The sequence below is a fragment of the Klebsiella sp. WP3-W18-ESBL-02 genome (assembly GCF_014168815.1).
Classification (GTDB): Bacteria; Pseudomonadota; Gammaproteobacteria; order Enterobacterales; family Enterobacteriaceae; genus Kluyvera; species Kluyvera ascorbata_B.
In genome coordinates this window covers 2870473-2883380 of record NZ_AP021972.1, presented here as the reverse complement: position 1 = coordinate 2883380, position 12908 = coordinate 2870473, and the positions used below count along the sequence as shown (strand labels likewise).

The following is a 12908-nucleotide window of genomic DNA, read 5'->3' as shown; positions in this document are numbered from 1 at the left end:
AAAGCTTAGCTTATAACCCCCTGGCGCGCCGCCAGCCAGCTTTCCAGCTCGGATGCGGGCATGGGGCGGGCAAAAAAATAGCCCTGACGTTCCTCGACGCCGTTGTGGGTCAAAAATGCATCGTCGTTTGCATCCTCCACGCCTTCGGCAATAACGCGTAAATTCAGCGCGCGGGCCACCGCGATAATCGCCAGCACGAGCGATTGCGATACGGAATGCGTGTGTACGTGATGCACAAAAAGATGGTCCAGTTTGATGGTATCAATAGGGAAACGCGCCAGCTGCGAAAGAGAAGAATAGCCGGTACCGAAGTCATCAAGATGGATTTGCGCGCCCAGCGAACGAAACTGCTTGATGACCTCCAGCGCCAGTTCCGCGTTATCAATCAGACAGCTTTCGGTCAGCTCGATATCAATCGGGCATTCCGCAAAATGCTGCGCCTTTAGCGCCTGTTTGAGGTCGCTGACGATGGATTGATCGACCAGCTGGCGCGCTGAGACGTTCACTGCGACGCGCAGATGAATGCCGCGATCGCGCCACTGCGCCAGCTGGCGGATAGCCTCCAGCATCACCCAGCGCCCCAGCGGGACAATCAGCCCGGACTCCTCGGCGTAGGCAATAAAGTCCATCGGCGGGATCAGCCCGCGCTCCGGCGAATTCCAGCGTACCAGCGCCTCTACGCTTTGTACTTCACCGTTCATCGTCACCTTGGGCTGATAGTGAATGATGAGCTGATCGCTTTGCAGTGCTTTGCGCAGGTTGGTGTCCAGCCACAGGTATTCAAATACCCGCAGATTCATCTCAGGGGAAAATATGCTAAAACGACCGCGTCCGCGCTCCTTGGCGGTGTACATGGCGGTATCGGCATTGCGAATCAGGCTTTCCGGGTCTTCACCGTGCTGCGGGGCGAGCGAAATGCCGAGCGAGCAGCCGCTGTAAACTTCAATCAACCCAATGCGGAACGGATCGCGCAGGCGGCTCAGAACCCTGGATGCCATCGCCTCTAACGCCCCCTGCGACGTATTGACCGCCAGTACGATAAATTCGTCGCCGCCGAGCCGGGCCAGCGTCTGACCCTCTTCCAGGCAGCTTAAAATCGACAGCGCGACCGATTGCAACAGCTGATCGCCAAAAACGTGGCCATAGGCATCGTTCACTTTCTTAAAGTTATCGAGGTCAAAATAGACGATGCCAATCTGCTCGTCCCCCTGGCGGGCGTCAATGGCGTGGCCGATCATCTCAGTGATGGCGTGACGGTTGGGTAAGCCGGTGATGGTATCGGTATTCGCCAGCACCCGCAGCCGCTCCTGAGCCTTACGCTCTTCGGTAATATCGATGCCGGAGCAGATTAAGTAGATTTCATTTTTGCCGCTGCCGCTGTGGACGAAGCGGTTGCGGAACAGAAACAGGCGTAGCCCCTTGCGGGTTTTAATCCAGCGTTCAACTTCATAGGGCCCGCCGTTAGTAAAAAAATGGGCAACGTTTTCCCGGGCGGCGGCGGCCTCCGGGGCGGACATAAACAGCTCAAACGCTGTTTTACCAATCACGTCCTGCTCTTTGACACCGCTGTATTCCTCGCACAGGCGGTTAAAGCGCTGAATTTTGCCTTCACGGTCGAGGATAACGATGACGGTATTGGCCTCGGAAACGACCTGTTCGGCAAACAGCAGACCCTGTAAAAGATCGCGGGCGACGGAAGAGGTGTCGAACCAGGAGGAGGCGGTACCGGCCCATTCGGTACAGCTGATTTTGCGGCCAATCAGATGAACAGGCACGTCATAGCCGTTGAGCTGAATAGAGATAGCCACGCTTGAGGTCGTAACGGTCATGGCGCGAATACGGCTGACGCTTTCTTCGCTTAGCGGAATGGCGAGGTCGGTGTTTCTGTCGGGGTCCGTCCCCATATGCAGCGCGGACTCACCGTGCGACATACGCCAGTACAGGCTGCTTTCACTGGAGTTTGGGTCGAGCAGACTTTGTGCCAGAGATTTCTCCATTTCTTCCCCTCGTACACCTGCGTTTGATGAGACCAATTTCCACGTCATTGGTATTCAGTGTGAACGCATTTGGGTAATTTCGCTGGAAAAAAAAGAGAAGGGTATCGCGGATAAAAAAACGGCCCCGTCAGGGGCCGTTTTACAGCATTATGCTGCTGGTCGGGCAATCACGCTGCGTGTCTCCATGCGGACTTCCGCAATGGTGACATCAATAACGTCGGTCACTTTATAAACCACTTCGCCTTTGATTTGCACGGTGCCGTTTTCCTGGCTGCAGACCAGCTCGTCGCGCACGGCGTGCAGGAACGGTGCCGGGATAAAGGCAACCGCGCCGTTATCAACCAGACGCACGCGCATACCGCCGCGGCTGACGTCGATAATCTCAGCGGCAAAGCGGGTATCTTTACCCGCCTGCGGATTGAGGTAGCGTGCGTAGAGCCAGTCGGCCACGTCGCGTTCCGCCATGCGGTTCAGACGGCGGCGTTCGGCCATCTGCACGGTAACGTCGTCCTGAGGGCGCGTTGCACTTTCACCTTTCACGATTGCTTTCAGCAGACGATGGTTGATCATGTCGCCGTACTTACGAATCGGTGAGGTCCAGGTGGCGTAGGCTTCGAGCCCTAACCCAAAGTGCGGGCCTGGCTCCGTGCTGATTTCAGCGAACGACTGGAAGCGGCGAATGCGGCTATCGAGGAAGCCTGACGGCTGTGCATCCAGCTCACGGCGCAGCTTGCAGAAGCCCGGTAGCGTCAGAACCTCAACCGGATCAACATGCACGTCATGGGTTTTCAGCAGGGCGGCCAGCGCTTCCGTGTTGTCCGGAGTGAAGCCGGTGTGAACGTTGTAAATACCAAACCCGAGCTTATCGCGCAGCACGCGGGCAGCGCAGATGTTCGCCGCGATCATCGACTCTTCAACGATGCGGTTGGCAATGCGGCGCGGCTCGGCCACGATATCCAGCACTTCACCTTTTTCACCGAGGACGAAGCGATAGTCCGGGCGGTCTTTAAAGACCAGCGCGTGGATTTTACGCCACTCGCTGCGCAGCTGGCACACGCGCTGTAGCAGGGTGATTTGGCGCGCAATGGCATCGTTCTGCGGCTGCCAGCTACCGGTGTTCTCCAGCCAGTTGGACACGTCGTCATAGGCCAGTTTGGCTTTCGACTCGATGTTGGCGGCGAAGAACGCGATGTTGTCTTCGATGGTGCCATCGGCGGCCAGCGTCATTTGGCAGGCCAGCACCGGACGCACGACGTTAGGGCGCAGGGAGCACAAATCGTCAGACAGCTCACGCGGCAGCATCGGAATATTGAAGCCCGGCAGATAGTTGGTGAATGCGCGGATTTTTGCCGCCTCATCCAGCTTGCTGCCTTCGACTATCCAGGCCGTTGGGTCGGCGATGGCCACGGTGAGCAGCAGCTTGCCGTCGGCCGCTTCTTCTACGTACAGCGCATCATCCATATCTTCAGTGCTGGCGCTGTCGATAGTGACGAAGTCCAGCGCGGTCAGATCGCGGCGCTCAAGACCTTCGTCCTGCATTTCGGTGGCGACGCCGTTCGGCGCTTCTTTTTCCAGATTGTGACGGGCGAGGGTGACCCACCACGGCACAAAGTGGTCGTCACCGTAGGTGATAAACTGGGTGAGTTCGGCGTAGAAGCTACGATCGCCTTTCAGCGGATGACGGCGCATTTCAGCAACGGCCCAGTCACCCTCTTTAAAATCATGAGTTACGCCGCGTTCAGCGCGGCATGGAATCGCATCTTTCAACAGCGGATGGTCAGGCACGATAGACAGACGATCGTCTTTGCGGTGAACCTTGCCCACAAAGCGAGTCAGGAACGGCTCAACCAGTTCTTCGGGCTCGGCGCTCTCTTTCTCTTTTTCAGAGTGAATTACCGCGATAATGCGGTCGCCGTGCATCACTTTTTTCATCTGCGGCGGCGGAATAAAGTAGCTTTTCTGTGCGTCGACTTCGAGGAAACCGAAACCTTTTTCCGTGGCTTTGACGACCCCTTCCGCACGGGGCGTTTGGGAATGGAGTTGCTGTTTTAGCTGCGCAAGCAGCGGGTTGTCCTGAAGCATATTGATCTATTTTCGTGGCCAAAAGAGCGGCTGACATTTTTACGCGAATCGATGGGTTGCAGCAAGCGCTCTTTCACCCTTTTACGTAACTTGTTGTGCGCTACTAAACGCGATGCGCAGCCGGTTTAGCCAGCCGCTCAGCGCGCTCCAGACCAGCAGCGCAATTGCGTCAGGTGTTGATATGCCGTGCTCGGCGAGCGGGCTCAGCTGCGCGGCGCTAAATCGGTCCGGCGCGCGGGTCAACAGCTGTGTTGCCAGCGCAAGCGCGCGCTCGCAGGGATAGTGGTGGCTCCAGGCCTGAATCGCGCGCTCGCCGTTACGCACAGCGTCGGGCAGGCCGCTGGCGCCTTGCCAGAGGGTGCTGTAATGGTTAAAGCAGCTGACGCTGCCATTGACGCGCGCCGGGATCAGCGCCGCCAGCGGCAGCATCGGGTGGGCGAAAGTTAACGCATTAATCAGCTCGCCAAAGCCATCAAGCAGCGCCGCCTCGTGCGCCAGCACCGGCGCCAGTGCGTTCAGCTCAGGCAGATGTTGCCAGCGAGCGAGAACATCACTCTGCGGGGTATTGGCCTGCTGGGCCTCAATGGTCGGCAGATCGCTGTGCCAGCGCGCGTTCTCGTGGCGAAAACGTTCGGCGTCTGCATCTTCCTGCACCGGCATGCCGGGGATCCAGCGCACCGGAAAGCCGAGCTGAGCCTGGAATATCGCCACCACTCGCGCCTGGAAGCCGACAAACCCCACGATCTGGTTGATGAGAATCATATCGTGGAGCGTCAGGCCAACGTCGTCCAAACTGCTGGCGCGCGCGTGGCGTGATGATTGACGGCGAGCTGGCGAGCTGGCGGGCATATTCGGTAATTTGCGCCAGACGGCGGTTGCTTTCACGCGAGGAGTCCGGGCCGGGCAACGGCGCCAGGCGTGCGGCATAGTGGTTACACAGCCGCTGAACGCCGGAAACCTGGGCGACGGTCAGCGCGGTGCTCAGCCTGTCGTACGCGCTGAAGGTCTGTAAACGGCTGACGGCGACGGTATCAGGGAACAGGGTATTGGCTAACCGCGTGGCGGCACTCAACCAGCGCAGATTGGCGTTTAGCAACGCATCGGGCAGGGCGAGATCCAGTAAAAAACGGTCGTCTACGTGCGCGGCTTCGGGAACCAGCGGCATCACGTCGCTGTGTTGGGTTCTCGACTGGGTTTCGTGATACCAGTGGTTTTTGCCGGAAACGCGGCGTGGCTCCATGGGTGTTCCTTGATCTGAAGGTGGCGAACCAGCAGCGTCGAAGGTGATGTTGCCGGATCGTTATGGGTAAATATCCTGGCGCATGCGTGACGAGGGAGAAAATATTGTTCGGCGATAATTAATAACTGACTGGAATAACAGAGGGGGAAGAAGGGAAACGTTGTCGCCCGGCAGAACGCAGTGACGCCGGAGAATGCAGGCCTGATAAGCGTAGCGCCATCCGGCAATGCGGAGCACATTGCCGGATGGCGGCGTTGCCTTACCCGGCCTACAGTTCCAGTTCGTTCATCGCGGCAATGCTGAAACCGCCGTCCACGTGCACCACTTCTCCGGTGATCCCAGCGGAAAGGTCAGAGCACAAGAAGGCGGCGGAGTTCCCCACGTCTTCGATAGTGACGGTGCGGCGAATCGGCGTGACGGCTTCGCAGTGCGCCAGCATTTTGCGGAAATCCTTGATGCCGGAGGCGGCGAGCGTGCGAATTGGGCCGGCCGAAATCGCGTTTACGCGCACCCCCTCTGGCCCCATAGCGTTCGCCATATAGCGCACGTTGGCCTCCAGCGACGCTTTAGCCAGCCCCATCACGTTGTAGTTCGGGATAGCGCGCTCGGCACCCAGATAGGAAAGGGTCAACAGCGCAGCGCCGGGATTCAGCATGCTGCGGCAGGCTTTCGCCATCGCCACAAAGCTGTAAGCGCTGATGTCGTGGGCGATTTTAAAACCTTCACGGGTCACGGCATTGACGTAATCACCGTCCAGCTGATCTGCCGGAGCAAAGCCAATAGAGTGAACAAAACCGTCAAACGTCGGCCAGACTTTAGCCAGCTCGGTGAACAGGGAATCGATGCTTGCATCTTCCGCCACGTCACACGGCAGAACGATGCTGGAGCCCAGAGAGGCGGCGAACTCGACTACGCGGCCTTTCAGTTTGTCGTTCTGATAGGTGAATGCCAGCTCGGCGCCTTCGCGCTGCATCGCCTGGGCAATACCGTAGGCGATGGAGAGCTTACTGGCGACGCCCGTAATCAGAATACGTTTACCGGAAAGAAAACCCATCGTATTTCATCCTTCTCTTCAGTGTTAGCGATCTTTACGCCAGGCGTCGGCGGTCAGCGCCTCGCCAAAGTGGCCAGCAATCAGTCGCTTGGTTAAATCGTGCAGCGGAGAGGCCAGCACATCAGCAGTGCTGCCGCGTTCCACAACCTCACCCTGGTGCATCACCAGCACCTGATCGCTGATGTGTTTCATCATGCCTAAATGCTGGGTCACGTAAATATACGAGATCCCCTGTTTTTCCTGCAGTTCGAGCATCAGGTTAACCAGCTGCGAGCGCATCGACATATCCAGCGAGGCCAGCGCTTCATCACAGATGATCACTTTAGGACGTAGGATTAGCGCGCGCGCCAGCCCCAGACGCTGTTTCTGGCCCGGCGCCAGCATATGCGGATAGTAGCTGACGTGATCCGGCAGCAAGCCGACCAGACGCAGCGTGTCGATAATCTGCTTCTGCCGCGCCTCCGGCTCGAGATCGGTGTTCAGGCGCAGCGGGAAATCAAGGATCTGCGAAATACGCTGACGCGGGTTCAGCGAGGTGCTCGGGTCCTGGAAAATCATGCGAATACGCTGGCTACGGAACGAATAATCGCCGAATTCCAGCGGGTGATCGTCAATCAGCAGCTCGCCGGTGGTCGGCTCGACCATCCCCGCCAGCATTTTGGCCAGCGTCGATTTGCCGGAACCGTTCTCACCGATGATCGCCAGCGTCTGTTTTTCGCGCAGCGTAAAGCTCAACGGCTTCACCGCCTGTAGCGTCTGGCGGTGGAACCAGCCGGTGCGGTAGCGGAAGGTTTTACTCAGGTTGCGAACTTCAAGCAGCGTTTCAACCATGTCACTCTTTCTCCATGTTCAGCGGGAAATGACAGGCGAACAGGTGGTTCTTCGCTCCCGTCAGGCGCGGGGTTTCAATGCATTTGCGCTGTGCATAAGGGCAGCGCGGCCCCAGGCGGCAGCCCATCGGCAGCTGTTCGAGCAGCGGAATGGCCCCGGAAAGGGTGTTCAGGCGGCTCTTATGCGGCATCGAACGGCCGAAGTCCGGAATAGCGCGAATCAGCGCCTGGGTATACGGGTGATGTGGAATCGTCACCAGCTCTTCGCTGGGCGCGCTCTCCACCGTCTGCCCGCAGTACATGACGTTAATCTTATCCGCCCAGTGGGTCAGCATTTGCAAGTCGTGTGAAATCAACAAAATGGTGGTGTTGTTATTCTGGTTAAGGCCGGTCAGCAGGCGGAAGATTTGCGCCTGAGTGGTGGGCTCCATGGCGTTGGTTGGCTCGTCGGCAATCAGCAGACGCGGCTGGTTGGCGAGCGCAATCGCGATCATCACTTTCTGACATTCGCCTTCGGTCAGCTCGTAGGGGAAGCTACGCATCGCGTCTTTGTGATCTTTAATCCCCACGCGGTGTAAAAGCTCGATGGCGCGGCGCTTACGCCAGCCCAGACGCTGCCACCAGCGGCCTTTAAAGGTCCAGCCAGGGATATTTTGCATCAGCTGCATGCCCACACGTTCAGACGGATCGAGACAGGACTGCGGCTCCTGGAAAATCATCGATACGTTGTGGCCGACCAGCCTGCGGCGCTCGCGGTTGGACAGGCGCAGCAGGTCAATATCATCAAAGCGCATACGGTCGGCGGTGACCCGCCAGTTGTCTTTGGTGACGCCGCAAATTGCTTTGGCAATCAGGCTCTTGCCCGAGCCAGACTCCCCTACCAGGCCGCGAATTTCACCTTCTGCCAGCGTCATGCTGACGCGATCGACGGCCTTCACCCAGCCTTCGTTGGTTTTAAACTCAATGGTTAAGTTGCGAATATCCAGTAACGGCATTATTCCACCCCCGCATTAATCGCGCGGCGAATGCCGTCGCCCAGCAGGTTGACCAGCAGTACGCTGACCATAATGGCCGCGCCGGGCAGCATCACCGTCCACGGCGCAACATAGATAAGTTCCAGCGCATCACCCAGCATCGCGCCCCATTCGGGGGAAGGCAGCTGCGCGCCAAGATCAAGAAAGCCCAGCGCGGCAATGTCCAGAATCGCCATCGACAGGGCGCGGGTAATTTCGGTGACCAGCCCGGCGGCGATGTTCGGCAGAATGGCAAACCATAAAATATTCAGCGTCGTCGCGCCGTCCAGACGCGCGGCGATGACGTAATCGCGCTCCAGCTCGTCGTGCACCATGCTGTAGATAGAGCGCACCATGCGCGGCAGCAGCGCCAGCCAGACGGCAAACATAGCGTGCGTCAGGTGTGGCCCGGCAAAGGCCACCACGATAATCGCCAGCAGCAAAGAGGGGATGGATAAAAGCGTATCAAGGATGTGGTTCAGTACCGCCGAGCGCAGGCCGTGGGTTGACCCGGCAAACGCGCCCAGCACCAGCCCAAAAGCGGTAGCCGCGAGGGTCACCACAAACGCGCCGCCAACGGTGGGGGCCGCGCCGCTCAGCAGACGGCTTAAGACATCACGGCCCAGGTCGTCGGTGCCGAGGAAGAAGGAGACCTCGCCGTAGCGCGACCACGACGGCGGCAGCAGCTGATAGCCGAGGAACTGTTGATCGATACCGTATGGCGCAAACCAGCCGCCGAGAATGCAGATTACCGCCAGGGCGATGCAGCCGTAAAAGCCGATCATCGCGGTGGTGTCACCGTAGAACTTACGCCACACGGTGCGTAGGGCGCCCGGCGGGCGCTTCTCAAGGTAGACGCTATCGTAAGGCATACCATTCCTTATGTTTCAGCGGGTTAGCCATAGCACCCAAAATATCGGAAATCACGTTAACGATGATCACCAGCGCGCCAATCACCATCACACCGGCCGAAATGGCCGCGTAGTCCTGCTGGCGAATGGCGTTAATCAGCCAGCGTCCGAGCCCCGGCCAGCTAAAGACCATTTCGGTGATCATTGCCAGCGTCAGCATGGTGGAAAACTGCAGCCCCAGGCGGGGAATAACCGGCGGCAGCGCGTTGTGCAGCACGTGACGGCGCAGAATGGTCAGGCGCGATACGCCGCGGGTGGCGGCAGCCTTCACGTAGTTGGTGTCGTAGACAGCGATGGTGCTGATACGCATCAGGCGCACCACTTCGGTGGTTGGGGCGACGGCCAGCGTCAGTACCGGCAGCACCATATGACGCAGGGCGCTGACGATCATCTCATGGCGCCACGGCGAGTCGGAAAGCCACGCGTCAATCAGCGCAAAACCGGTGACGTTTTTCACTTCGTACAGCAGATCAAAGCGGCCGGAAACCGGCAGCCAGCCCAGCGTCAGCGAGAAGAACAGCGTCAGCAGCAGCGCCAGCCAGAAAACAGGAATGGAGAAGCCGAGCAGCGCGAAGAAGCTGATGACTTTGTCCTGCCATTTGTTGCGGGTGATCCCGGCCAGCATACCGACCGGAATACCCATCAGCAGCGCAAAGCCGAACGCCAGAATGCACAGCTCCATCGTGGCGGGGAAGACCTCGCGCAGCTGCTCGGAGATCGGCTGGCCGTTGATGCTCGACACGCCGAAATCCCAGTGCAGGACGCTCTCAAACCAGAACGTCCATGCGTTCCACAGCGATGCGCCCTGAAGCGGTGCGTGCGGGGTAAAGTAGCTCAGGCTGAAGCCAACGAAGGTCAGGAAAAAGAGCGTAACCAGCAGCAGCAACAGGCGACGAAGGGTGAAAATAATCATGGTTTTTGCACCTTCTCTTCTTTTTCCCGCGAGACGCCGGCGAACGAGGCGTTACCAAACGGGCTCAGCACCAGCCCTTTAATATCGTACCGGTAGGCCTGCAGCCGCAGCGAGGAGGCCAGCGGCAGTATCGGCAGCTCGCGAGCCAGAATCTGCTGGGCTTCGTCGTAGGCGTCAATACGTGATGCCAGCTGCTGCGAGTCCAGCGCTTTGCGCAGCACGTTGTCGAATTCGCGGTTGCACCAATGGGCAAAGTTGGTTTGCGAGTTAATCGCCGCACAGCTCAACAGCGGGCGGAAAAAGCTGTCCGGGTCGTTACTGTCGGTGGCCCAGCCGGAGAGGGTCAGGTCGTGGTTCATGTCCATCAGCCTGGCCTCCTGGAAGCGGCCTTCCACCGGGACGATAATCACTTTGACGCCAATCTGCGCCATATCGGCCTGAATCAGCTCCGCGGTTTTCAGCGGGCTGGGGTTCCACGCCTGAGAGCTGGTAGGCACCCACAGGCGCAGCGTCAGCTTATCGAGGCCCAGAGCCTGCAAACGGCGCCGCGCTTCTTTCGGGTTGTATTCGGTAATTTTAGCTTCGTTATCGTAGGCCCAGGAGGCACGAGGCAAAATCGACGCCGCCGTTTCGGCGGTACCGTAATAAATCGACTGCATCAGACGCTGATTATTGATAGCCAGCGACAGCGCATGACGTACCTCAGGATTATTGAGCGGCGGTTTGTCGGTATTGAAGGCCAGATAGGCGATGTTCATCCCCGGGCGCAGCGTCAGGCGCAGGCGCGGATCGTCGCGTAAAATGGTTAACTGGCTGGCGGCAGGCCAGGCCAGAACATCGCACTCGCCGGTCAGCAGCTTCGACAGCCGCCCGGTGCCGCCGGAACCGAGGTCAACCACCACCTGCGGCATCAGCGGCGTACCGCGCCAGAACTGCGGGTGACGCTGCAAGCGGATATATTGCCCGGCGCGATATTCATCAAGCTGGAACGGCCCTGTGCCTACCGGCTGGCGATCCAACTGCTCCTGACGATCCTCTTGGGTGAGCCTGGCGGCGTATTCTGCTGACATCACCGACGCGTAGTGGGTGGCCAGATGCCAGAGGAAAGACGCGTCCGGCCGCGCGAGGCGAAACTCAACCGTGTGGCTATCGAGCTTGCGCACGCTCTGTACGCTGTCGGCAAACTGCAGGCTATCGAAATAGGGGAACGCGCTGCCGTTGACGTTATGCCACGGGTGCTGGCGATCGAAAATGCGCTCGAAGGTAAACACCACGTCGTCGGCGTTCAGCGCGCGCGACGGCGTAAACCAGCGGGTGGTCTGAAACTGCACGTTATGGCGCAGATGGAAACGGTAGGTTGCGCCGTTGTCCAGCACCTCCCAGCTTTCCGCCAGCTCCGGTACCAGGCGATAGGTGTACGGGTCGACGTCCAGCAGACGGTCGTAAAGCTGTGCGGCGAGGGTATCGACAATCAGCCCGCTGCCCGCTTTTTGCGGGTTAAAGGTGTTAACCTGCCCGCTAACGCAGTAGACAAAGCCGCTGTCGCGAATGTCGGCATGGGGTGGGGCAAGCGGCTGCGGTGCGGCAATCGCCTGGCCGCAGATTAACCCCAACGCTGCCAGGAAAGGTGACAAATTCAGGCGCATAGTTTCTGTGTTTTTTCGATTGATCTGCAAAGTGTATCGCACTTACGGCTGCCAGGTACAAATGTCTGCGCGTAACTGCTTTAAAAGTCATCAAATCAGTGGGGTTAACGCGTATAACACCCGCGTGTTGCTCTCTGATCGCCACGCAAAATTCGCCGCTGGTGCGGCGCGTCGTGCCGTTGTCAGATCTGATGTTTTTTTAACAGCGCGCGCAGTTGATGGTAGGTTAGCCCCAGCAGTTCAGCGGCGTTTTTCTGATTAAACCGGGCCTGTTGCAGGCTTTGCTGTAGCAGGCTTTTTTCTTGCTCCAGCTGAAACTGGCGCAGGTTAAGCGGCAGCGCGGGGCGGGCGGTAGCCTCTTCCGTTGCGCTGCTGATGGCGGGCTGGCGGTGGAAGGGGTCGATAATAATGTCGTCCAGCGGTTCATCAATGGAGCCATGGCGATAAACTGAACGCTCCACCACGTTTTTCAGTTCGCGAATATTACCCGGCCAGCGGTAGTGCCGCAGCGTGTCGCGCGCGCGTTCGGTAAAGCCCGGGAACAGCGGCAGCTTCAGCTCGCGGCACATCTGAATCGCAAAATGTTCGGCCATCAGCATGATATCGCTCTGGCGCTCGCGTAAGGGCGGTAGCAGCACCACGTCAAACGCCAGACGGTCAAGCAGGTCGGCGCGGAAGGCGCCTTCCGCAACCTGCTGGGGCAGATCGGCGTTGGTGGCGCAGACCAGGCGGACGTTGACCTGCAATGGCTGACTGCCGCCGACGCGTTCGAGCTCGCCGTATTCAATGACGCGCAGCAGTTTCTCCTGTACCAGCATTGGCGCGGTGGCCAGTTCATCAAGGAACAACGTGCCGCCATCGGCGCGCTCGAAACGGCCTGGATGACGCTTTTGCGCGCCGGTAAAGGCGCCGGCCTCATGGCCGAACAGCTCGGAATCGAGCAGGTTTTCATTCAGCGCCGCGCAGTTGAGCGAAATAAACGGCCCCTGCCAGCAGGAGGAGAGGTAGTGCAGACGGTTGGCGATAAGCTCCTTGCCCGTCCCGCGCTCACCGATAATCAGCACCGGTTTATTCAGCGGCGCCAGCCGGGAAACCTGCTCCAGCACTTCGAGAAAGCGGTTGTCCTCGCCGAGAAGGTTATCTTTGTATTCTGCCATGATGAAATTCGCCACTTGTTGGTGTAATTCGCCATTTCACTGTAGGCGTTTGCGGCGCAAAATTC

Annotated in this window: 9 protein-coding genes and 1 pseudogene; all 10 read right to left on the bottom strand. The window is 58.8% G+C overall.

What is annotated here, in order from left to right; all coding sequences use genetic code 11:
• Nucleotides 1-5: 5 nt before the first annotated feature.
• On the bottom strand, nucleotides 6-1997 hold the full coding sequence (gene pdeR / locus H7R56_RS13805) for a cyclic di-GMP phosphodiesterase (protein WP_106929005.1): 1992 nt from the start codon (nucleotides 1995-1997) through the stop codon (nucleotides 6-8).
• Nucleotides 1998-2144: 147 nt separating this feature from the next.
• A complete protein-coding gene (locus tag H7R56_RS13800) occupies nucleotides 2145-4079 on the bottom strand; it encodes an exoribonuclease II (RefSeq protein WP_106929003.1) in 1935 nt (644 codons plus the stop codon).
• A gap of 81 nt (nucleotides 4080-4160) precedes the next feature.
• Nucleotides 4161-5319: pseudogene (locus H7R56_RS13795) on the bottom strand (CMD domain-containing protein).
• A 268-nt stretch (nucleotides 5320-5587) separates the two neighbouring features.
• On the bottom strand, nucleotides 5588-6373 hold the full coding sequence (gene fabI, locus H7R56_RS13790; RefSeq protein ID WP_106928999.1) for an enoyl-ACP reductase FabI: 786 nt from the start codon (nucleotides 6371-6373) through the stop codon (nucleotides 5588-5590).
• Between the two features lie 24 nt (nucleotides 6374-6397).
• A complete protein-coding gene (sapF, locus tag H7R56_RS13785; protein WP_106928998.1) occupies nucleotides 6398-7204 on the bottom strand; it encodes a putrescine export ABC transporter ATP-binding protein SapF in 807 nt (268 codons plus the stop codon).
• Nucleotide 7205: 1 nt separating this feature from the next.
• Entirely contained in the window at nucleotides 7206-8198 is a 993-nt protein-coding gene (gene sapD, locus H7R56_RS13780; protein WP_106928996.1) for a putrescine export ABC transporter ATP-binding protein SapD, read from the bottom strand.
• Nucleotides 8198-9088, bottom strand: a complete 891-nt coding sequence (sapC, locus tag H7R56_RS13775) for a putrescine export ABC transporter permease SapC (protein WP_106928994.1) — start codon at nucleotides 9086-9088, stop codon at nucleotides 8198-8200. The genes sapD and sapC overlap by 1 nt, the downstream gene beginning before the upstream one ends.
• Complete coding sequence (gene sapB, locus H7R56_RS13770) at nucleotides 9075-10040, bottom strand: putrescine export ABC transporter permease SapB (RefSeq protein ID WP_106928993.1); 966 nt, start codon at nucleotides 10038-10040, stop codon at nucleotides 9075-9077. The genes sapC and sapB overlap by 14 nt, the downstream gene beginning before the upstream one ends.
• Nucleotides 10037-11686 (bottom strand): ABC transporter substrate-binding protein SapA, encoded by a 1650-nt coding sequence (gene sapA / locus H7R56_RS13765; RefSeq protein WP_106928991.1) that lies wholly within the window; start codon nucleotides 11684-11686, stop codon nucleotides 10037-10039. The genes sapB and sapA overlap by 4 nt, the downstream gene beginning before the upstream one ends.
• 182 nt (nucleotides 11687-11868) lie before the next feature.
• On the bottom strand, nucleotides 11869-12843 hold the full coding sequence (gene pspF, locus H7R56_RS13760) for a phage shock protein operon transcriptional activator (protein WP_106928989.1): 975 nt from the start codon (nucleotides 12841-12843) through the stop codon (nucleotides 11869-11871).
• Nucleotides 12844-12908: the final 65 nt, after the last annotated feature.